Genomic DNA, 21,452 nt, shown 5'->3' with positions numbered 1-21,452 from the left:
TAGCTGCCTCATAGTTCAGGCCCCAGCGCGAAGTGCAGCCGCAGCGGCTTGTCTTCCTCGGAGATCCCCACCGCCAGATCCAGCCTGACCTGACCGATGGGGGTCACCCAGCGCACCCCGACCCCGGTGCCTATCTTCCAGGCCTCGGTGTAATCGTTGGTGGCGGTACCGCCATCCACGAACAAAGCGCCAAGCCACTTCTCGCTGAAGCGGTAGTTGTACTCCAGGCTGCCCACGCTGGTGTAACGGCCGCCGGTGAGCTTGCCATCGTCCCCCTTCGGGGAGACGGTCTCATAGCCGTAGCCACGGATGGTCTGATCGCCACCGGTGAAGAAACGCAGGGAAGGGGGCACCAGGGAGAAGTCGTCGCCGATGATGGCCCCCTGCTCGACCCGCATCAGGAAGCGGTGATCCTCCCCCAGGGTCCGCAGCCACTTGCTGCGCCCCCACACCCGCATGAAGTTGATGTCAGAGCCCCAGTAGGGACTGGAAAACTCCATCGTCAGTTGTTGGCGATCCCCCCAATCCGGCACCAGACCGCCACGCACCCGCAGCCTCGACCAGGAGACACCCGGGATCAGCAGCAGGCTGTTCCCCTCGTCGTTACCCTGCACGTAGCGCTCGTTCTCCAACCGGATGAAGACGTCTCTGTCCCAGCTCTCCGGCCGCCGCGTCCAGCGGTGCACGCCGAAGGTGGCCAGATCGGAGCGGGTATCGTTGTTGTCGGTGTACTGGTAACCCGCCTGCAGGGAGTAATAGTCCCGCAGCGGGTTGCCCACCGGGATCTGGTAATCGAAGCTGAGCTCCGCCTCCGGGGCCGAGATCTTGGCGGTACTGGAGAGGCTGTGCCCGTAGCGGTTGACCCAGGGCTTCTCCCAGGTGGCGCTCAGGCGCGGTCCGACGTCGGTGGCATAGCCGATACCGGTCTCTATCTCGTGATCGACCCGGTTGGCGAGCGTCACCTGCACCGGCACCCGGTTGCCCTCGGCCTGGCTTATCATGGGCTTGATGTCCACCTGCTTGAACAGCTTGGTGGAGGAGACATCCTGCGACATCTCGGCGAGGCGGATCGCCAGATAGGGGTCGCCGCTCTTGATGTTGATCAGCGGCCGGATGAGGCGCAGGGCCTCCGGCGTCGCATCGTAGTGGATCTCGCCGAAGTGATAGCGGGGGCCTGAGCGGAACAGGATGAAGATCTCGGCCTTGCCCTGCTCCGGGAAGACCTTGACCTGGCTCTTGCTGATCTTGGCGTCAAAGTAGCCGCGAGCCAGCCCCAGGCTGCCGAGATCCGCCTTGATGGATTCGTACTTGCCATGGTTGAGGGGATCCCCCTCCTTGAGGGGCAGCTTGTCCAGCAGCTCGCTGTAGACCTCGTCACTGCCCGCATCCCCTTCCAGCAGGATGTCGAGGCGCGAGATGAGCACGGGCTTGCCCTTCTCTATGGCCACCACCACCTTGGCGGGGGCTTGCTTGTCGCGGCTCAGGGTGATCTTGGGCTGGTAGTAGCCGTAGACCTGCAGGGCTTGCTGCACGCTCTCGGTGATCTTGGCGCGGGCGGTGCGATACTGACGCTCCTGATAGACGGGCAGGGCATTGAGGTAGGCTTCGACGTTATCCTTCTGCTCCCCTTTGACCCCCTTGATCTGATAGGTCAACTTGGCCGCCATGGCGGGAGTCACCAGCAGCAACAGACAGAGCGCGAGCCCCCACGGAGCCAGCCCACGGCGAAGCATGTACCAGAGCGATCGGTTGTCCGCCGGTTGGATAGGATAGCATCCTGTCAAACGTAATTTTCCCCGCATAACATTATTAAAAATCTGTAATATTTAGAATGATAATGAGGCTCACTCGGTGGCAAGCGCCGTGCATCCTAGCATAATCGGCGCGGCAGCCGCAGCGGGATCCCCCACGCGGCCCTCCCCTATTCTGGCACCACCCCGTCCGTAACATAGCGACCAGACAGGGAAAATCCCATCCCGGGAGGGTGAAAGCGAACACTCTCTCGGCAGTGCGGTACAAAAAAAAACCGCCACCGGCACTCGGCCACCTTCCCACAGGCGGCATCCCCTGCGTATTTCACCACCGGCGTCACGCGACAAACCCTGTCGGAAAACCGGCGATGGCGGACCGGGCTGCCGCGGCATGGCTTGACATCCGCCCCTGTCATCAGGGCACACCCTTCTCGCTATTCAACAGGAAAATAAATTTAAATCAATAAGTTGAATGGGTGAGATGAAAGCTTCGTTCAATCCAATCGATTTATCCCGCTGCCACTGGGCACCCGCCTGCTCCACACTGATGACATCAATCGCAGGAGACATCCCATGCCCTTACGTAGCGAACAGATGGCTGACTACATCGCCGACCGGCTCGAGTTCATCACCTTCCTGGCCTGTTGCAGTGCCCTGCTGGCCCTGCTGACCGGCATGAATGGCCAACAGGCCCTGGCCTTCACCGCCCTCAACCTGCCCTTCGGTCTCGCCCTGTTGCTGGGGCTGGCCATGCTGGCGCCGCTGCCGGCGCACTGGCGCCTGCCCGGCATCACCTTGCTGCTGGCCGGTGGCGCCCTGCTCACCCTGCAACTGGGCGGTCAATGGCTCAATCCGCTGGCCATCTGGAGCCTGTATGGGCTGCTCGGGCTGGAGATCCTGTGGCAGGCTCGCCCCAGGGCGCGTCTGGCGGCTGACGCACGGAGCTAATTCGGGTAATCTTGCGCCCCGTTTGTCATCCGCCCACCATCCACTCATGGAGCGCCCACATGAAAAAAGCCTGTGCCCAACACATCCTGGTCAAGACCGAGAAACAGTGTCTCGAGATCAAGGAAAAGCTCGCCAAGGGCGCCGATTTTGGCCAGATGGCCAAGCGTTTCTCCACCTGTGCCTCCGCCAAGCGCAGCGGCGATCTGGGGGAGTTCTCGAAGGGAGACATGGTCAAGGCATTTGACGATGCGGTGTTCAAGGGGGAGCTCCTGACAGTGCTGGGTCCAATTCGCACCAAGTTCGGCTTCCACCTCATCAAGGTGCTGTACCGCAACTGAGCCCCGGGGCACCGCGAGAGCGCCCAGCCCGCTCACCCCCTAATAGGGCGAGGATGCCGGCAGCGAACGCCCGCTCCGCCGGGGGAAATGACAGTGGCGAGATAAATTTACTAACGTTATCAGTTAATTAAGTTTATCCTTCTGGGTATTGCTCCATCATCACCCGTGGATCCCTCCTATGCCCAGTTATTTGTGGTGGCCCCTGCTGGCCTGGTTGCTGCCCCTCATTGGCGCCCTCGGCAGCCGCGTCCACCTCTGGCCCTGGTGGGTCGGCTTCAGCCTCTGCCTCGCCAGCGCCCTGATCAGCCTCGGACTCTTGCTGCACCTGCTCTGGCGCCGATACGGGGTACCACGCCGGGCGGACAACCAGTGGAGCCAGTTGTGGGGCCATCTGTGGGGTGTCGTCCCGCTGCTGCTGCCCCTGCTGTTTGTGGTGCAGGCGCTGCGCGCCCCGCTCACCAACGACGTCAGCACGGATCCCTACCACCCGCCCCGCCTCCAGTGGGCCGAGCGGCTGAGAACGGCGCAAGATCTCCCCATCAATGCCGCCCCCCTGCAAGCATTTGCCGGCAACCCCGGTCCTCTCTATACCAGAGCCCCCCCCATCGAGGTCGTCACCGAGGCGAGCGAGCTGATGAGCGAGCTGGGCTGGCAGGTAGAGCCCAGCCCGGACGGCCTCGATGCCGTGGTGACCTCGGGCTGGTTCGGCTTCCAGGACGATGTGGCGCTGCGGGTCTTCCAGGGGCCGAAAGAAACCCGGGTCGACATGCGCTCCGCCTCCCGCCAGGGGCGCAGCGATCTGGGCGCCAACCGGGCGCGGATCCAGGACTTTTTGACCCGCCTCAACGAGCGGCTCGGTCAGGCCTACAAACCCAATTTGAAGCAATAAGAAGGTAATCAATGCGCGTCGAGGTCAAGCCCGATCGGGAATATGCCTGGTTTATCCGCCCCTTCTTCTGGCTGCAGCAACGCAACTACGGCCAGGTGCTGATCCCGGGCAAATGCTGGGGCCGCTCCCCACGGCTGTTTGCCGCCGTGGCCACCCTGTACGGGGTGATCAACCGCAGCCGCTCCCCCATCGACCCCGTGCTGCGCTCCCTGGTGACGGTGCGGGTCTCCCAGCTCAACTGGTGCCGCTTCTGCGTCGACATCAACGCCATGACGCTGATCAAGCGGGCCGGCTCCAGTGCCAAGGTGGAGGCCCTGGCCCAGTGGCGTGACAGCCCCCTGTTCGATGCGCGGGAGCGGGCCGTGCTCGACTACACAGAGGCGATGACCGGGCTGGAGGGGGTGAGCGACGAGCAGGCCAAGCGCCTCAAGCCCTGGTTTGACGACGATGCCCTGGTGGAGCTGACCGGCCTCATCGCCTTCCAGAACATGTCCGCCAAGTTCAATGCCGCCCTCGACATCGCGCCCCAGGGCTTCTGCCAGCTGCCGGTGCAGCCGGTGCGCCCCTCATCGGCCGACGATCACAAACAAGACAAGGCGCCCTGATGACGCGCACCCGCCTGCTGCTGCTCCTGAGCATGGGGTGCCTCATCGGCGCCTTCTTCGCCCTCGATCTCGGCCGCTACCTGAGCCTCGCCGAGCTGCAAGCACGCCAGGCGCAGCTCTCCGTCTGGGTACAGGCGCACTTCACCCTGGCTGCCCTGTTGTTCGTGCTCGTCTACGTGCTCAGCACCGCCCTCTCCCTGCCCGGTGCCAGCCTGCTGACCCTGGGGGGCAGCGCCCTGTTCGGCGTCGGTTGGGGGCTCTTGCTGGTCTCCTTTGCCAGCTCGCTTGGGGCCACCCTGGCCTTTCTCAGCGCCCGCTTCCTGCTGCGCGACTGGGTGAGCCGCCGCTTTGGGGACAAGCTGGCCACCTTTGAGGCCGGCATGGCGAAGGATGGCGCCTTCTACCTGCTGAGCCTGCGCCTCATCCCCCTCTTCCCCTTCTTTCTGATCAACCTGCTGATGGGGCTCACCCCCATCAGAGTCAGCACCTACTACTGGGTCAGCCAGCTCGGCATGCTGCCGGGTACCTTCGTCTATGTGCTGGCGGGCAGCGAGCTCGCCACCCTCACCAGCACGGGCAACATCCTCTCCCCCGGCCTGGTGGCGGCGCTGACCCTGCTCGGGCTGATGCCTTTATTGATGAAGAGCCTGGTGAGCCTGCTGCAACGCAGGCTCGCCCTGCGCCGCCTGCACGCCCCCTATCAGAAACCCCGGCGCTTCGACTACAACCTGCTGGTGATAGGCGCCGGCGCCGGCGGGCTGGTCACCAGCTACATAGCCGCCGCTGTCAAGGCCAGGGTAGCCCTGATCGAGCAGCACAAAATGGGGGGGGATTGCCTGCATACCGGCTGCGTTCCCTCCAAGGCGCTGATCCGCGCCGCCCGCTTCGCCTCCGATCAGCGCCGCGCCGCCGAGCTGGGCTTCACGCCCAGCCAATCCAAAGCCGATTTTGCCGCCGTGATGACGCGCATCGCCGAGGTAATCAAAACCGTCGAGCCCCACGATTCGGTCGAGCGCTATCAGGGGCTGGGGGTGGAGTGCATCCAGGGAGCCGCGCGTCTGGTTTCCCCCTGGGAGGTCGAGATCAACGGTCGGCGACTGTCCGGCCGCCACATCGTCATCGCCACCGGCGCCAGGCCGAGGGTGCCGGATCTGCCGGGTCTGGGCGAGGTGCCCTACCTCACCTCGGACAGCCTCTGGCAGTTGCGCGAGCCACCGCGCCACCTGCTGGTGCTCGGCGGCGGCCCCATGGGCTGCGAGCTGGCCCAGAGCCTGGCCCTGCTCGGCATCCCGGTCAGCCTGGTGGAGCTGGCCGAGCAGCTGTTGCCGAGGGAGGAGCCCGAGGTCGCCGCGCTGCTGCAGGCGCAGATGGAGGAAGACGGGGTGCGGGTGCTCACCGGCTGGCGGGTAGAGCGAGTCGAGCGCAGGAACCCCGGCGAGATCCGCCTGCACCTGAGCAGAGGCACGGAGCGCATGACCCTGGAGGGAGACCAGCTGCTGCTGGCCCTTGGCCGTGTCGCCAACGTGCACGGCTTCGGGCTGGAGGAGCTGGGGGTCACCCTTAACCCCGGAGGCACGGTGCGGGTGGATGCTTTCCTCGCCACCAACTACCCCAGCATCCTGGCGGTGGGGGACCTGGCCGGTCCCTACCAGTTCACCCACGTCGCCGCCCATCAGGCCTGGTACGCGGCGGTCAACGCCCTGTTCGCCCCCTTCAAGCGTTTTCGGGTGGACTATCGGGTGATCCCGGCCGCCACCTACACCAGCCCGGAGATCGCCCGAGTGGGATTGAATCAGGGCGAGGCCCGCGCCCGGGGTATCCCCTTCGAGGCAACCCGCTTCCCACTGGCCGAACTCGACCGCGCCATCACGGATGGCGAGCGGCAGGGGTTCGTCGAGGTGTTGACGGTGCCGGGCAAGGACAAGATCCTGGGGGCCACCATAGTGGGCACTCATGCCGGTGAGCGGCTCGCCGAGTTCGTGCTCGCCATGGGCCAGGGGCTGGGGCTGCGCAAGATCCTCGCCACAGTGCACGCCTATCCCACCCTGATGGAGGCCAACAAGCAGGTGGCCGGACGTTGGCAGCAGGCCCATCAACCCGTTCGTCTGCTGCCGCTATTGGCCCGTTATCACGCTTGGCGCCGCGGCGTCTGATCCCTTTGCAGAAGGTCACCCTATGTTCAAGACCCGATTTAGCTCCTTGCTCCGCCCCTTGCGCCGGGCCCTGCTGCTCACCGCCTTCCCCCTGCTGATGGCGAGCCCGTTGCAGGCGAGCGAACAACCGGTGGATGGGTTGCGCTGGCAGCAGACGCTTCAGGAGGCCCGCGGCCAGACCGTCTACTTCAACGCCTGGGGCGGCAGCCCGGAGATCAACGCCTATCTGGTCTGGGCCGGCCAAGAGATCGAACGGCAGTACGGGGTCAAGCTGGTGCAGGTGAAGGTGGATGACATCGCCCAGAGCGTCAGCCAGCTGCTGGCCAACCAGCAGGCGGGCAAGACGGAGGACGGCCCCATCGACCTGATCTGGGTCAACGGCAAGAACTTCAAGGCGCTCAAGGAGCAGCACCTGCTGGGCGCCCCCTTCAGTGCCGAGCTGCCCAACATGGCGCTGGTGGACGAGGCCCTGCCGGTGACAGAGGACTTCACCGTGCCGGTCGAGGGACTGGAAGCCCCCTGGGGCATAGGCCAGCTCAATCTGATGGTTAACACGGAGGAAGTCACCACAGCACCCAGCTCGGCGGCCGAACTGCTCGCCTGGGCCAAGGCCCACCCCGGCCGCTTCACCTACCCCAAGCCGCCCCAGTTTCACGGCGCCAGCTTCCTCAAGCAGATCCTGCTGGAGTTGACCGCCGATCCCGCGCCGCTCTATCGGGAGGCGACCGATGCCGAGTTTGATCGCCTGAGTGCGCCCCTCTGGGCCTGGCTCGATGCGCTTCACCCCGCGCTCTGGCGCAAGGGCAAGCTGTTCCCCACCGGCGCCGCCGAGACCAAGCAGTTGCTCGATGACGGCGAGCTTGCCATGGCCATCAGCTTCAACCCACAGGAGGCCCAGAGCTCGGTGCAAAACGGCACCCTGCCCCCCACCGTCAAGGCGGTGGCCATGGCAAAGGGGGCGCTGACCAACAGCCACTTCCTCGCCATCCCCTTCAATGCCAGCGCCCGGGCCGGCGCCAAGGTGGTGGCCAACTTCCTGCTGAGCCCGGACGCTCAGGCCCGCAAGGCGGACCCCGCCTTCTGGGGCGATCCCAGCGTGCTGGATCCCGCCAGGCTCGGCGTCAAGACCATGTCCACCACGGGGGCACCGGCACTGCGCTTCAAGGCTAAGCCTGAGCCCCACCCCAGCTGGCAGCTGCGGCTGGAAGCGGCCTGGGCCGAGCGCTACGGCCGCTGATCCATGAGCAGCCGGGCCTGGCGCCTCCTCTTTCTCTGGCTGTGCGGCCTGCTGCTGGCCGCGCCGCTCGCCGTCGGCCTGCTGCTCCTGCTGGCCGAGGGCGCCGCCATGGGCAATCTCAGGCTGCTGCTGGCACAGCCCGGGCTCTGGCATTCGGCGGGCCTGAGCCTCTGGATAGCGAGCGCCTCTACCCTGGGGGCCTTGCTCTTTACCGCCCTGCTGCTCGCCCAGGGCGACGGAAGTCGCTGGATGGGGATGCTGCGCCGCCTGCTCTCCCCGCTGCTAGCCCTGCCCCACGTGGCTTTTGCCATCGGCTTTGCCTTTTTGCTCGCCCCCTCCGGCTGGCTGCTGCGGCTGCTCTCTCCCACCCTCACCGGTTTTGAGATGCCGCCCGACTGGCAGACCCTCAAGGACCCCGCCGGTCTGGGCCTCATCGTCGCGCTCATCCTCAAAGAGACTCCCTTTCTGCTGCTGATGGCACTCTCGGCCCTGGATCCGGCCAAGGTGGCTCGCCAGCAGTGGATAGGCGTGAGCATGGGCTTCAGTCTCCCCCAGATCTGGTGGCGCCTGCTGCTGCCCGCCCTCTGGCCCGCCTTGCGCCTGCCGCTCTATGCGGTGGCGGCCTATGGCATCGCCGTGGTGGATCTCGCCCAGTTGCTGGGACCGGATGCGCCAGCCCCGCTGGCGGTGCGGCTCTGGCTCTGGTATCAGGACGCCGATCTGCTGTGGCGCGGGGCCAGTGCCAGCGGCGCCCTGCTGCTGCTCGCCGGCGGTCTGCTGCTGCTCGCCGGCTTGCGGCTGCTGGAGTGGGGGCATCTTGGCCTTGGCCGGCACCATTGGCTCGATGGCCGCCGCACCGCCCCTGCTTGCCTGGCCAGGCGCCTGGTCGGGGGCGGCGCCCTGGGGCTGCTCGCCATCAATCTGCTGGTGCTGGCCGCGCTGCTGCTCTGGTCCCTGACCCGCCGCTGGCCCTTCCCTGACGGGCTGCCGAGCCAGTGGAGCGGTCACCACTGGCTGGTGCTGCTGCCGAGCCTGGGTCCCCTGCTATGGCAGAGTCTGTGGCTCGCCATCGCGAGTGCCGGCATCTCCCTGCTGCTGGTGGTGCTCTGCCTGGAAGCGCAACGGGATCGACGCCCCTGGCCGCTCTGGCTCGTCTGCCTGCCGCTGCTGTTGCCCCAGGCCAGCCTGTTGTTCGGGTTGCGGCTCCAGATCGACTGGCTGGGCAGCGCCGGAGTCGACGGCATAGGCTGGGGCTGGGTGCTCTGGAGCCAGCTGCTGTTCGTGGCGCCCTATGTGTACCTCTGCCTGCACGGCGCCTATCGCCAGTTCGACCCTCGTATCGTGCAGGCGGCGCAACTGCTCGGGGCCAGCCCCTGGCGGGCCTGGTGGCGGGTGAAGGCCCCCTTGCTGGCGCGCCCCCTGCTGTTCGCCTTCGGGGTCGGCGCAGCCGTGAGTCTGGCCCAATATCTGCCGACCCTGCTGTTTGGCGCCGGCCGGGTCGTGACCATCACCACGGAGGCGGTGGCCATCGGCAGCGGCCTCAACCGGCGGCTGGCGGGGCTCTACGGCCTGCTACAACTGCTGTTGCCGCTGTGCGTCTACGCCCTGGTACTCTGGCTGCCGGCCCGCATCAACCCAGCACTGAAACACGGCTCATTAGGATGAGACAATGACCATGCTGCACAGCACCCCACTTATTCTCCACCTCGCAGGCAAACCCCTGCTCATCCTGCCTGCGCTCGAGGTGGCCCCCGGCGAGGTGCTGACCCTGATGGGGCCAAGCGGCTGCGGCAAGAGCTCGTTGCTGGCTGCGCTGGCGGGCGTGCTGCCACCCAGGGGTCCCTTTCGGCTGGAGGGCGACCTCTGGCTGGGCGAGCGACTGCTCACTCCCTTGCCCCCCCAGCGGCGGCGGATCGGCATGTTGTTCCAGGAAGACTTGCTGTTTGCCCACCTGACGGTGGCCGAGAACCTGATCTTTGGCATGCCGGCCAGCGTCAGAGGAGAGGCAGCCAGGAGGACAAGGGCACTGGACGCGTTGGCGGAGGTGGGGTTGACCGATCAGGCCGACAAGCTGCCCGGCCGGCTCTCCGGCGGCCAGAAGGCGCGGGTCAGCCTGCTGCGGGCCCTGCTGGCCGAGCCGCAAGCCCTGCTGCTGGACGAGCCCTTCTCCCGGCTGGACAAGCCGCTACGGGCCGCATTCCGGGCCCTGGTGTTCGATCAGATCAAGAACCTGAACATACCGGCCATCCTGGTCACCCACGACGAGGACGATGCGCCGGGCGCCATCCTCAATCTCATGCCCTTCGAGGAACAAAGCCTTGCTTGATCGCCATATCATTCCCCTGATCCGCCGTCCCCTCGCCGCCCTGGCCGCCCCCCTGTGCCGGGCCGGGATGAGCGCCAACCAGATAAGCCTCACCGGCTTTGCCATCGGCATGCTGGCGCTGCCGCTGCTGGCGCTGGGGCTGCACGACTGGGCGCTGCTCACCATCCTGCTGAACCGGCTGCTGGACGGACTGGATGGGGCAGTGGCGCGGCAGACCGGGATCACCGACTGTGGCGGCTTCCTCGACATCACCCTCGACTTCATCTTCTATGCCGCCGTGGTGCTGGGCTTCGCCCTGAGTGCCCCGGCCAACGCCCTGCCCGCCGCCACCCTGCTGTTTGCCTTCATGGGCACGGGCTCGAGCTTCCTGGCCTTCGCCATCATGGCGGGCAAGCGCGGCATCGAGAACCCCGTCTACCACCACAAGTCTCTCTACTACCTCGGCGGTCTGACCGAGGGCAGCGAGACCATCGCCCTGTTCGTGCTGATGTGCCTCTGGCCCGGGGCCTTCGGGCCGCTGGCCTACGGCTTCGCCCTGCTCTGCGGCATCACCACCCTGACCCGGCTCTGGAGCGGCTATCACACCCTTCGTTGAGGAAGGGCGCCAAGCGCTGGCGGCGAATCAATCAAAAGATGAATAGCGGCCCCCCGCCATGCACTGAGCACTTGCGCATGGATGCCAATGTCTTACCATGACGACACTCCTTATTCAGGCCTTCGAGAACCTTATGCGTCGCCTTGTCTGTGTCCTCACCCTATCCGCCTTCCCCCTGCTTTATGGCTGCAGCAGCACACCGGCCCCAACGCCCGTGGTCAAGCCACAGCCAAAGAGCGCCTTCATCAACCAGACACCACCGAGCAAACCCCTTTATAGCCAAGGGGTTAGCAAGGGCGACTTCGCCAATCGCCCCAATGTGGACAGATTCGTGCAGCGCATGGTCGAGAAGCACGGTTTCGACAGTGCGCAACTGCATCAGGTGCTGGCCCAGGCCCAGCGCTACGACTGGATCATCAAGCTGATGGACGCCCAGGCCCCCACCACCACACCGCCAACCGGCCCGAACGGCGCCTGGAACCGCTATCGCGCCAAATTCATCACCCCGGACAACGTCCAGAATGGCGTCAACTTCTGGCGTGAATACGAGAGCGAGCTCAACAGGGCGCAGCAGATCTACGGGGTGCCGCCGGAGATCATCGTCGGCATCATAGGGGTGGAGACCCGCTGGGGCCGGGTAATGGGCAAGACCCGCATCCTGGATGCGCTGGCCACCCTGGCCTTCGACTATCCCCGTCGGGCCGATTTCTTCACCGGCGAATTGGAAGCCTTCCTGGTGATGACCCGGGACGAGGGCATGGATCCCACCGAGCCGCAGGGCTCCTACGCCGGCGCCATGGGCTATGGCCAGTTCATGCCGTCCAGCTTCCAGAGCTATGCGGTGGACTTCGATGGCAACGGTCACACCAACCTCTGGGATCCGGTGGATGCCATCGGCAGCGTCGCCAACTACTTCAAGGCCCATGGCTGGGAGAAGGGACAACCGGTGGCGGTGCGCGGTCAGGGCCAGCTGCCCGGCTATGAGCACGGCTTCCAGACCCGCTACCCCGTCGCCACTCTGCGCGGGGCCGGCCTCGCGCCCACCAGCTCCCTCGGCAACCACCAGCAGGCGAGCCTGCTGCGCTTGGACGTGGGCACCGGCTACCAATACTGGTACGGCCTGCCGAACTTCTACGCCATCACCCGCTACAACCACAGTACCCACTACGCCATGGCGGTATGGCAACTCGGTCTGGCGGTCAGGGATGCCAAAGGCAGTTATTAATGCTGCATTTTGCTGACAAAGCGGGCCCGATGGGCCCGTTTTGTTATTCGTTTTCCAATAGCCAGCGCTTGAGCAGAGCGGCAAGCTGCACCTGCTCGACCTGGGTCAATGGGGCCAACAAGCGGCGCTCGTTCGCCACGTGCCGCTCCACCGCCCGATCGATCAGCTCTCTGCCCGCCTCGGTCAGACAGACCAGCAGGCTGCGCCTGTCGCTCGGCGCCGCCTGTCGCTCGATGAGACCCCGCTCGGCCAGCTTGTCGAGCCTGGCCGTCATGGCCCCCGAGGTCAGCATGGCGGATTGGTAGAGCTGGGTCGGCGTGAGGGGTTCTCCGGCGCGTCTTAAGGTCGCCAGGATGTCGAAGTCGGAGCCCAGCAGGCCGCACTCCTTGAGCTCCTCGCTCACCTCACGCCCGGCGATCGCCGCCATCCGCGCCACCCGGCCCAGTACCCCCATGGGGCTGCAGTCGAGATCCGGCCGCTGCCGGGCCCACTGCGCCAGCAGCAGGTCTACATGATCAGACTCCATCATGACTCCATTATCTTTTTATAAAGATACTTGATAATAAACCAACTGACGGCTAATGTATCTTTACTTAAAGATACTTTTTCGTGAGATACCCATGCCGCTGCTGATCGCCCTGCTCGCGCCCCTGCTGTGGGGGAGCACCTACGCCCTCGTCAGTCTCTATCTGACCGACTACTCCCCCTACTGGGTGGCGGTGTGGCGAGCCCTGCCCGCCGGCATGCTGCTGCTGTTGCTGCACCCCAGCCGACCACCGCTGACCTGGAGCAGGCAATTTCTGCTGGCGTTTTGCAACATCACCGCCTTCTTCGCCCTGCTGTTCGTGGCGGCCTTCCGCCTGCCGGGGGCCGTGGCGGGTACCCTGGGCGCGACCCTGCCGCTGATCCTGATGGGGCTGGCCTGGTTGCAGGATGGCAAACGGCCGAGCCTGAAGTGGCTGCTGCTGGGGCTGATGGGGCTCGTGGGCGTGTTGCTGCTGCTCAACCCCTCCGCCAATCTGGATCCCGTCGGCGTGGGCTGCGCCCTGCTCGCCACCCTGCTCATCGGCCAGTCCAGCCGCTGGATGCAACGCTGGCCGGTGAGCGATCTGCTGGCCCTCACCGCCTGGCAACTGCTGCTCGGCGGCCTGATGTTGATCCCGATCGCCTGGTGGCTGGCGGGCCCCATGCCGACACCCCGTCTGGCGAGTGCCCCCGCGTTTGGCTGGCTGATCCTGCTCAACACGGCGCTGGCCTACTGGGCCTGGCTGTGGGGCCTCAAGCGCCACGGTCCCGAGGTGATGGGCATGCTGGCCCTCACCAATCCCATGGTGGCGGTGTCGCTGGGGGTGCTGATGGTGGGCGAGACTCTGGACGGGCGTCAGTGGCTCGGCATCGGGGTGATCCTGCTCTCCCTGTTCCTGATGAAGCTGCCGGCGAGGCCCTTCTTCAAACGCTGGCAAGTCCGCAAGGCGAGCACCAGCAAGGCCGGCAATGACTGACCCGCGAGACGAATGGCTTGAATAGCCAACAGGATGCATAAAAAAAGAGGAGCCACCAGGGCTCCTCTTTTACATGGGGTGATCCGCAGAGAACGTCAGACGCCGGCCTTGGCCAGGGCGGCGGAAACGATCAGCTGGGCCTCCTGCTGGATCAAGTCCAGGTGTGCCTCACCCTTGAAGCTCTCCATGTAGATCTTGTAGATGGACTCGGTGCCGGAGGGGCGCGCCGCGAACCAACCGTGTTCGGTCACGACCTTCAAGCCACCGATGGCGGCGTTGTTGCCGGGCGCGCGGGTCAGCTTGGCGAGGATGGGATCGCCGGCCAGGGTAGAGGCCTCCACCAGTGCCGGGTCCAGCTTGGACAGCACCGCTTTTTGCGCGCTGTTGGCCGGGGCATCGATGCGGCGGTAGCTGGAGCGGCCAAATTTGGCCTCCAGGGCGTCGTAGTGCGCCTGGGGATCCTTGCCGGTGACGGCCAGGATTTCGGCGGCCAGCAGGGCCAGGATGAAGCCGTCCTTGTCGGTGGTCCAGACGGTGCCATCCTTGCGCAGGAAGGAGGCGCCGGCGCTCTCTTCACCGCCGAAGCCGAACTCGCCGCTGTAGAGGCCGTCCACGAACCACTTGAAGCCGACCGGCACCTCTTTCAGGGTGCGGCCAATCTCGCCTGCGACCCGGTCGATCATGGAGGAGGAGACCAGCGTCTTGCCGACCGCGGCCGTCTTGGGCCAACCGGTTCTGTGGGTGAACAGGTACTGGATCGCCACCGCCAGGTAGTGGTTCGGGTTCATCAACCCCGCCTTGGTGACGATGCCGTGACGGTCGTAGTCGGGATCGTTGCCGAGCGCGATGTCGAACTTGTCTTTCAGCGCGATCAGGCCGGCCATGGCAAAGGGGCTGGAACAGTCCATCCGGATCTTGCCGTCCTTGTCCAGGGTCATGAAGGAGAAGGTCGGGTCGACGCGGTAGTTGACCACCTCGATGTCGAGGTCATAGCGCTTGGCGATCACGTCCCAGTAGGCCACGCCGGAGCCACCCAGGGGATCCACCCCGATCTTGATGCCGGCCCGCTTGATGGCCGCCAGATCCAGCACGTTTTCCAGATCGTCCACATAGGGGGTGACGTAGTCGTGTTCGACCACGAACTCACTCGCCAGCGCCTCGGCGAACGGCATTCGTTTCACCCCGGCGAGGTTTGCCTCCAGGATGGCGTTGGCTCTGTCTTCCACCCACTTGGTGATCTCACCCTCGGCGGGGCCGCCGTGGGGGGGATTGTATTTGAAGCCACCGTCTTCCGGCGGGTTGTGGGACGGGGTGATCACCACGCCGTCCGCCAGGGCCGCCGGCTTGCTGGCGTTGTGGCGCAAAATGGCGTGGGAGATGACCGGGGTCGGCGTGAAGCCGAGGCCGGCCTGGATGCGGGTCTCGACGCCGTTGGCCGCCAGCACTTCCACCGCGCTGGCAAAAGCGGATTCGGACAGGGCGTGGGTATCCATGCCGACAAACAGCGGCCCCTGGATACCGGCCTGCTGGCGATACTCCACCAGCGCCTGGGTCACCGCCAGGATGTGGGATTCGGTGAAGGCGTTGTGCAGAGCGCTGCCCCTGTGACCGGAGGTGCCAAAGGCCACCCGCTGCTCGGGGCGGCTCATGTCCGGCTTGTTGAGGTAGTAGGCGCTGACCAGACGGGGGATGTTGGTCAAGTCGCTGAGGCGAGCCGGCTTGCCGGCGTGAGGATGCTGTGCCATGACGTTTTCCTTGAGCGAGGCCTTGCCGACAAGGCCTTAAGTCTGTGATGCGTTAAACTGCGCCGCACACCCGCGCAGTCAAATCCTCGTTGTACCCCATGCTGGCCATCAATTGGGCCACCATGTTCTGCTTGCGGCTGGTGTTGGTGTTGGTGATCACCCAAAACGGGGTATCCGGCACCTGTTTGGGCTTGGTGGTGCTGCCACTGGCCCGCAGCGCCTCGGGATCCTGGGAGAAATAGACGCGCTTGCGCCCCTTGATCTCGGTCGCCTGGGTGAAGCTCTCCGGATTGTCCCGATAGAGGGTACTCAGCACCAGCATGAAGCGATTGATGGACTTCTCTTCCTGTTGCAGCGCGCCGGAGTCGAGCAGCGCCTGCAGTCCCATGGCATCGGCCGGGGCCACTGGCTGGGCCTGCACCGCCGGTTCGACGGTGGCGGGCACTCGCGCCGAGGCGGGTTGTTCCAGCAGGCGGCGCAGGATATCGGAGGCACTCTCGCCGATGTGCCGGGTCTGGCTCGCGATAAAGAAGTAGAGATCGTCATCAAGCTCGATGGTTTTCATAGGGATGCGCTGGACTCGTCGAAGTTCGGATGCGGCGATTATACATAGGCAAACCCGGCAGCCCAAGGGAGCGGCTGGCAGATGTGCATGAATCTCATCGAGAATACGGCATAATGCGGGACCAAGTGTGTGATCCCCCGCACTGATAGCGGATCTCGGGCGGTTTTTTTGGAAAAAAACCACAGAAAAACCCTCCCAAAAAGAATGAAATCCTTTTCTTTCAATAGATTAAAAATCAGGCCTGCGTGCCAACGACCGATAAAGGTGTCATTTTGCAACACAACCCCCATTTGAATTTCAAGCAACAAGGTCAGGGTCCCGCCGTCGTGCTGATCCACGGTCTGTTCGGCAGCCTGGACAACCTCGGTCTGCTGGCCCGCCCCCTGAGCGAACAGTGTGATGTCATCAGCGTCGATCTGCGCAACCACGGTGCCTCCTTTCACTCAGGCGAGATGAGCTACCCGCAGCAGGCGGCGGATGTGATCGCCCTGCTGGATCACCTGGCGCTGGACCGGGTGGCGATAGTGGGCCACTCCATGGGCGGCAAGGTCGCCATGCAGGTCGCCAAGCTGGCCCCTGCCCGGGTCGACCGGCTGGTGGTGGCCGACATAGCCCCGGTCGCCTACCCCCACGCCCGCCACAAGAATGTGTTCGCCGGTCTCAACGCCACACTCGCCAATCCGCCCCAGAGTCGCAGCGAGGCCGAGGCCATACTGGCCCAGTACATCGAGATCCCGGGGGTACTCCAGTTCCTGCTCAAATCCTTCGCCAAGGGGGAAGCGGGTTGGGGCTGGCGCTTCAATGTGCCGGCGCTCGAACACAACTACGCCAACATCATGGGCTGGCCCGACGACCAGACGCGCTTCGAGGGACCGACCCTGTTCATCAAGGGGGGGGATTCGGACTATGTGTTGCCCGCATACACGGACACAGTGATGGCACAATTCCCGGCCGCCAAGGCCCGCGTCATCGCCGGAACCGGTCACTGGCTGCACGCCGAGAAACCGCTTTTATTCAATAAACTGGTTGTGGATTTCCTGTCGACAGGCGGTTAACAGTTTCAAATCCTTTGTGATATAGTGCGCCCGTCATAAGGAGTGTGCGCAATCCATGCTGAGTGAACATATCGATCTAATCGAGAGTCTGGGCCTGAAGTTGTTCTTCGTGGCCATCTTCCTGCTGATTGGTCTGGCCATTCATGACGTGCTCAAACGCGGCAACGTGCCCCGTTTCGGCCGTCTCGTCGTCTGGCTGGTTCTGTTTCTGGGTTGCGCGGGTTTTGTCGCCAAGGGGCTGATCGAAATGGGCTGGGAAGGCTCAGGGATCGGCTAACTTATTTTCATCTGTGATGTATGGCCAAACAGCAAACTGATCGAACAACACTGGATCTGTTCGCAAGTGAGAAGCGCCCCGGCAGGCCAAAGACCAACCCACTCCCCCGTGAGACCCAACTCAAGATCAACAAGCGCAACCAGCTCAAGCGCGATCGGGAGAATGGCCTGAAACGGGTAGAGTTGAAGGTGGAGGCCGAGTTGCTGGAGCGCCTGAACCAACTCGCGCTGCAACAGAACGTCAGCCGAGCCGAGCTGATCCAATCTATCCTGAAGCAACAGATTGAGTCTGCTTTTGCAGCAGGCGTCGCAATCTGACCGTTAAGCATCAACACCAGATACGGGTAACTAAACACTATGGCTAGTGTAGGTCTGTTTTTCGGCAGCGATACCGGTAATACCGAAGCTGTCGCCAAGATGATCCAGAAAGAACTGGGCAAGCAACTCATTGAAGTCCATGACATTGCCAAGAGCAGCAAGGCCGATATTGCCAACTTCGATCTGCTGATGTTTGGCATCCCGACTTGGTACTACGGTGAGTCTCAAGCTGACTGGGATGACTTCTTCCCCGAGTTGGAAGAGATAGATTTCACCAACAAGCTGGTCGCCATCTTCGGCTGCGGCGATCAGGAAGACTATTCCGAGTACTTCCTCGATGCCATGGGGACCCTGCGCGACATCGTCGAAGCCAAGGGCGCCATCATCGTCGGCCACTGGCCGACCGCCGGCTACGAATTCGAAGCCTCCAAGGCACTGGTCGATGACAAGCACTTCGTCGGTCTGGGCATCGACGAGGATCGCCAGCCTGAGCTGACCGCCGAGCGCGTCAAGGGCTGGTGCAAACAGCTGCACGAAGAGCTGAACCTGGGCGAGCTGGCGTAAGCCACCTGCTCCCAAAACAAGGGCCCCAACGGGGCCCTTGTTGTTTCTGCGGCGCGGGTCGTCAGCCGCCCCTGTGCTCCGGCTTGGACCTGACATAGAGAGTGCGTCTGACCTGGGCCACCAGCTCACCACGCTTGTCCTGCACCTGCACCTCAAACTCGGGGAAGTGCTTGTCTCCCCCCTCGGTTGCCGCGACGATGGACGCCAGCTTGGCGTCGGTCAGATTGAACTCGGCCACCAGCACCCCCTTGCCCGGCTTGATGTAGTTGATGCTGCCCGCCTTGTCCCAGACGTAATACCGATTCTTGAAGTGCCCCATCAGCATCAGCGGATAGATGGGATCCGTCATGGCGAACATGCTGCCGCCAAACTGGGTCCGGTTGGCATTCTTGTTCCACCAACGGGATTTCAGGGTGACCCTGCAGAAGCGAAAATCGGCGCTCAGGGTTTCGATCTTGATACCCGCTCCCCAGAAGGGAGGCCAGGCGTTGAGGGCGTGGCGCACCCAGGCTGCGTTGCCAAAAAGCCAATCCATGGATCTCATCCGACCAGATAATAGAGAAATTACATAGTATCAACATTCCCCGCGGGAGCAAGCCGAACCACGCCGCGCCATATTTATCTTCAGACGCGGGTTATATGCTAAAGCCCTTGAATTGCTGGGTTTATTTTTAAGCTGGCTACGACCTATAATGACAGGCCAAACGAGTTCGTGGTTGCCATTCCCTCGGCAGTCAATCAGAATAACCACACCTTCGAGAATGCGAATAAATAGAATATGGCAGACCACAATCAAGCATTAAAAAAGGCCGGGCTCAAGATCACCTTGCCCCGCGTCAAGATCCTGGAAATCCTGCAACAGCCGGACAGCCAGCACACCAGTGCGGAAGATCTGTACAAACGGCTGATCGATCAGGGTGAGGAGATTGGTCTCGCCACCGTCTATCGCGTTCTCAACCAGTTTGATGATGCCGGCATCGTCACCCGTCATCACTTCGAAGGGGGCAAGTCGGTGTTCGAGCTGGCCACCCAGGAGCACCACGACCACCTGGTCTGCCTCGACTGTGGCAAGGTGATCGAGTTCTCCGACGAGGTGATCGAGCAGCGTCAGCGCGACATCGCCAAGGCGCACAACATCCGCCTGACCAACCACAGCCTCTATTTGTATGGCCACTGCGCCTCCGGCGAGTGCAAGCACGACGAGTAAGTCGCTTCGCGTCAGCCAATAAAAAAGCCAGCATGATGCTGGCTTTTTTGTGTCCGCAAGGGGGCGGGCGATGGGCAGGGTCTCCCCTGCCCTTCTCGCATCAGCCTTCGGTCTTGCCCCAGACGTCGCGCAGGGCCACGGTGCGGTTGAACACCAGGTGCTCCGGGCTGGAGAGCTTGTTGTCGGCACAGAAGTAGCCTTCACGCTCGAACTGGTAGGCAAACTCCGGCTTGGCATCCTTGAGGGAGGCCTCGACCCGGGCACCGGCGATGATCACCAGTGAATCCGGGTTGAGCGCCGCCTCGAAGTCATCCTCGGCAGCGGGGTTCGGCATCTTGAACAGACGATCGTAGAGACGGATCTCGGCCGGCAGGGAGTGAGTGGCGCTGACCCAGTGGATCACCCCCTTCACCTTGCGGCCATCGGCCGGATCCTTGCCCAGGGTCTCGGGATCGTAGGAGCAGTAGACGCAAGTCACCTTGCCTTCCGCATCCTTCTCGACCCGCTCGGCCTTGATGACATAGGCGTTGCGCAGGCGCACTTCCTTGCCCAGCACCAGGCGCTTGAACTGCTTGTTCGCCTCTTCCTTGAAGTCTGCCTCGTCGATGAAGATCTCGCGGCTGAAGGGAAGCTCGCGGCTGCCCATCTCGGCGTTGTTCGGGTGCGCCGGTGCGGTCAGCACCTCGTCGCCCGCCAGGTTCTCGATGACCACCTTGAGCGGGTGCAGCACCGCCATGGCACGGGGGGCGTTCTCGTTGAGATCGTCGCGGATACAGGCTTCCAGCATACTCATCTCGACGATGTTGTCCTGCTTGGTCACGCCGATGCGCTTGCAGAACTCGCGGATGGAGGCCGGGGTGTAGCCACGGCGGCGCAGACCGGAGACGGTCAGCATGCGCGGATCGTCCCAACCGCTGACGTGCCCCTCGGTCACCAGCAGGTTCAGCTTGCGCTTGGACATGACGGTGTATTCGAGGTTCAGGCGGGAGAACTCGTACTGACGGGGGTGGCAGTCGATGCTGATGTTGTCCAGCACCCAGTCGTACAGCCGGCGGTTGTCCTGGAACTCCAGGGTGCACAGGGAGTGGGTGATCCCCTCCAGGGCGTCCGAGATGCAGTGGGTGAAGTCGTACATCGGATAGATGCACCACTGGTCACCGGTCTGGTGATGGTGGGCAAACTTGATGCGATAGATGACGGGATCACGCATCACCATGAAAGGGGATGCCATGTCGATCTTGGCGCGCAGGCAGGCGCTGCCCTCGGCCATCTCACCGTTCTTCATCTTGGCAAACAACGCCAGGTTCTCTTCGACGCTGCGATCGCGGAACGGGCTGTTCTTGCCGGCTTCGGTCAGGGTGCCACGGTACTCGCGCATCTGCTCGGGGGAGAGTTCGTCCACATAGGCAAGACCCTTCTCGATGAGCTCGATGGCGTAGCCGTGCAGCTTGTCGAAATAGTCGGAGGAGTAGCAGATCTCGCCGCTCCACTGGAAGCCGAGCCACTGCACGTCCTGCTTGATGGACTCCACGAACTCGATGTCTTCCTTCGCCGGGTTGGTGTCATCGAAGCGCAGGTTGCACTGGCCCTGATAGTCGCGGGCGATGCCGAAGTTCAGGCAGATGGACTTGGCGTGGCCGATATGCAGATAACCGTTCGGCTCGGGTGGGAAACGGGTATGCACGCTCTTGTGCTTACCGCTGGCCAGATCTTCATCGATGATCTGACGGATAAAGTTGGTTGGGCTGCTCGCCTCGGTCATGAATTCACCTCGAATGTCTCAGCTCGTGGGGCAACCGCGCGCCCCCGCTTAGAAACCGTCAATGATCCACTATTCATCCATGAGGCTCAACAGGAATTTGCCGCCACGGCAAGTGGGCCGCGCCACCAGGCCCCATTTGCGCTGGGGCCGACAAGCTTCCCACCTAGTGGATCCGCTAAACCTCGCGCGGCTTAGTCTCATCCGGGTAAATCATGAAATAGATCAATTCATATGGGTCTAGAATTAAACGGTCTCTTGTGAGTACACACAAAATACTTTTATCACGATAGTTACAATACAAAAGCTCAAAAATACAACTAAAACACCACGCAATTCAGCTTATTGCTCTGATAAATCGCATCAACTCAACATAAGATGCAACAGATGTTTT

General features: G+C 63.4%; 22 protein-coding genes. 16 read left to right on the top strand and 6 right to left on the bottom strand.

All coding sequences use genetic code 11. The features are described 5' to 3' along the window. Nucleotides 1-8 precede the first annotated feature (8 nt). The gene (locus tag MM194_RS05070) at nt 9-1,733 is read right to left on the bottom strand and encodes an autotransporter assembly complex family protein (protein WP_347006495.1); all 1,725 of its coding nucleotides are present in this window, start codon (nt 1,731-1,733) and stop codon (nt 9-11) included. Nucleotides 1,734-2,324: 591 nt separating this feature from the next. On the opposite strand from MM194_RS05070, the gene MM194_RS05065 reads away from it, so the two are divergent. The 10 genes from MM194_RS05065 to mltB all read left to right on the top strand — a co-directional run bounded on the left by MM194_RS05065 (nt 2,325) and on the right by mltB (nt 12,067). Further along, on the top strand, nt 2,325-2,699 hold the full coding sequence (locus MM194_RS05065; RefSeq protein WP_241342908.1) for a hypothetical protein: 375 nt from the start codon (nt 2,325-2,327) through the stop codon (nt 2,697-2,699). A gap of 59 nt (nt 2,700-2,758) precedes the next feature. Then, the gene (locus MM194_RS05060) at nt 2,759-3,037 is read left to right on the top strand and encodes a peptidylprolyl isomerase (protein WP_033129332.1); all 279 of its coding nucleotides are present in this window, start codon (nt 2,759-2,761) and stop codon (nt 3,035-3,037) included. A gap of 178 nt (nt 3,038-3,215) precedes the next feature. After that, nucleotides 3,216-3,926, top strand: a complete 711-nt coding sequence (locus MM194_RS05055; RefSeq protein WP_033129331.1) for a DUF1499 domain-containing protein — start codon at nt 3,216-3,218, stop codon at nt 3,924-3,926. A gap of 11 nt (nt 3,927-3,937) precedes the next feature. Continuing rightward, entirely contained in the window at nt 3,938-4,531 is a 594-nt protein-coding gene (locus MM194_RS05050; protein ID WP_033129330.1) for a carboxymuconolactone decarboxylase family protein, read from the top strand. Next, nucleotides 4,531-6,684, top strand: coding sequence for a bifunctional TVP38/TMEM64 family protein/FAD-dependent oxidoreductase (locus MM194_RS05045; RefSeq protein ID WP_033129329.1), 2,154 nt, complete (start codon nt 4,531-4,533; stop codon nt 6,682-6,684). The genes MM194_RS05050 and MM194_RS05045 overlap by 1 nt, the downstream gene beginning before the upstream one ends. A 22-nt stretch (nt 6,685-6,706) precedes the next feature. Next, a complete protein-coding gene (locus tag MM194_RS05040) occupies nt 6,707-7,921 on the top strand; it encodes an ABC transporter substrate-binding protein (RefSeq protein ID WP_033129328.1) in 1,215 nt (404 codons plus the stop codon). 3 nt (nt 7,922-7,924) lie between these two features. Further along, nucleotides 7,925-9,586: an ABC transporter permease gene (locus MM194_RS05035; protein ID WP_033129327.1), complete on the top strand. Its 1,662-nt coding sequence runs from the start codon at nt 7,925-7,927 to the stop codon at nt 9,584-9,586. 10 nt (nt 9,587-9,596) lie between these two features. After that, complete coding sequence (locus MM194_RS05030) at nt 9,597-10,247, top strand: ATP-binding cassette domain-containing protein (RefSeq protein WP_241342996.1); 651 nt, start codon at nt 9,597-9,599, stop codon at nt 10,245-10,247. Then, complete coding sequence (locus tag MM194_RS05025) at nt 10,240-10,842, top strand: CDP-alcohol phosphatidyltransferase family protein (RefSeq protein ID WP_241342906.1); 603 nt, start codon at nt 10,240-10,242, stop codon at nt 10,840-10,842. The genes MM194_RS05030 and MM194_RS05025 overlap by 8 nt, the downstream gene beginning before the upstream one ends. 133 nt (nt 10,843-10,975) lie before the next feature. After that, nucleotides 10,976-12,067: a lytic murein transglycosylase B gene (gene mltB, locus MM194_RS05020; RefSeq protein WP_241342904.1), complete on the top strand. Its 1,092-nt coding sequence runs from the start codon at nt 10,976-10,978 to the stop codon at nt 12,065-12,067. Nucleotides 12,068-12,110: 43 nt separating this feature from the next. Here mltB and MM194_RS05015 read toward each other — a convergent pair whose 3' ends face one another. Beyond that, nucleotides 12,111-12,593: a MarR family transcriptional regulator gene (locus MM194_RS05015; protein ID WP_241342902.1), complete on the bottom strand. Its 483-nt coding sequence runs from the start codon at nt 12,591-12,593 to the stop codon at nt 12,111-12,113. Between the two features lie 94 nt (nt 12,594-12,687). On the opposite strand from MM194_RS05015, the gene MM194_RS05010 reads away from it, so the two are divergent. Further along, nucleotides 12,688-13,569: an EamA family transporter gene (locus tag MM194_RS05010; RefSeq protein WP_033129323.1), complete on the top strand. Its 882-nt coding sequence runs from the start codon at nt 12,688-12,690 to the stop codon at nt 13,567-13,569. Between the two features lie 95 nt (nt 13,570-13,664). Here MM194_RS05010 and pgm read toward each other — a convergent pair whose 3' ends face one another. Beyond that, entirely contained in the window at nt 13,665-15,314 is a 1,650-nt protein-coding gene (gene pgm, locus MM194_RS05005; RefSeq protein ID WP_241342900.1) for a phosphoglucomutase (alpha-D-glucose-1,6-bisphosphate-dependent), read from the bottom strand. Between the two features lie 52 nt (nt 15,315-15,366). After that, nucleotides 15,367-15,879 carry a replication initiation negative regulator SeqA gene (gene seqA, locus MM194_RS05000; protein ID WP_241342898.1) on the bottom strand — a complete coding sequence of 171 codons (513 nt, stop codon included), beginning with the start codon at nt 15,877-15,879 and terminating at the stop codon, nt 15,367-15,369. 290 nt (nt 15,880-16,169) lie between these two features. On the opposite strand from seqA, the gene MM194_RS04995 reads away from it, so the two are divergent. From MM194_RS04995 to fldA, 4 genes are read left to right on the top strand one after another with little or no spacing between them, the layout of a single operon-like run. Beyond that, on the top strand, nt 16,170-16,934 hold the full coding sequence (locus MM194_RS04995; RefSeq protein ID WP_241342995.1) for an alpha/beta fold hydrolase: 765 nt from the start codon (nt 16,170-16,172) through the stop codon (nt 16,932-16,934). A gap of 55 nt (nt 16,935-16,989) precedes the next feature. Next, complete coding sequence (locus MM194_RS04990; protein WP_033129318.1) at nt 16,990-17,211, top strand: DUF2788 domain-containing protein; 222 nt, start codon at nt 16,990-16,992, stop codon at nt 17,209-17,211. A gap of 20 nt (nt 17,212-17,231) precedes the next feature. Then, entirely contained in the window at nt 17,232-17,528 is a 297-nt protein-coding gene (ybfE, locus tag MM194_RS04985) for a LexA regulated protein (protein WP_033129317.1), read from the top strand. A gap of 39 nt (nt 17,529-17,567) precedes the next feature. After that, the gene (fldA, locus tag MM194_RS04980; RefSeq protein ID WP_033129316.1) at nt 17,568-18,092 is read left to right on the top strand and encodes a flavodoxin FldA; all 525 of its coding nucleotides are present in this window, start codon (nt 17,568-17,570) and stop codon (nt 18,090-18,092) included. 61 nt (nt 18,093-18,153) lie between these two features. On the opposite strand, the gene MM194_RS04975 is transcribed toward fldA, so the two are convergent. Next, nucleotides 18,154-18,627: a DUF4442 domain-containing protein gene (locus MM194_RS04975; RefSeq protein ID WP_033129315.1), complete on the bottom strand. Its 474-nt coding sequence runs from the start codon at nt 18,625-18,627 to the stop codon at nt 18,154-18,156. A gap of 243 nt (nt 18,628-18,870) precedes the next feature. On the opposite strand from MM194_RS04975, the gene fur reads away from it, so the two are divergent. Further along, a complete protein-coding gene (gene fur / locus MM194_RS04970; protein WP_241342897.1) occupies nt 18,871-19,299 on the top strand; it encodes a ferric iron uptake transcriptional regulator in 429 nt (142 codons plus the stop codon). Nucleotides 19,300-19,399: 100 nt separating this feature from the next. Here fur and glnS read toward each other — a convergent pair whose 3' ends face one another. Further along, a complete protein-coding gene (glnS, locus tag MM194_RS04965; RefSeq protein ID WP_241342894.1) occupies nt 19,400-21,061 on the bottom strand; it encodes a glutamine--tRNA ligase in 1,662 nt (553 codons plus the stop codon). Nucleotides 21,062-21,452: the final 391 nt, after the last annotated feature.

Source organism: Aeromonas sp. MR16, from assembly GCF_022549315.1.
In the GTDB taxonomy this organism is placed as follows: Bacteria; Pseudomonadota; Gammaproteobacteria; order Enterobacterales; family Aeromonadaceae; genus Aeromonas; species Aeromonas aquatica.
The sequence above is the reverse complement of the archived record's forward strand: the minus strand, read 5'-3'. Positions and strand labels throughout refer to the sequence as shown.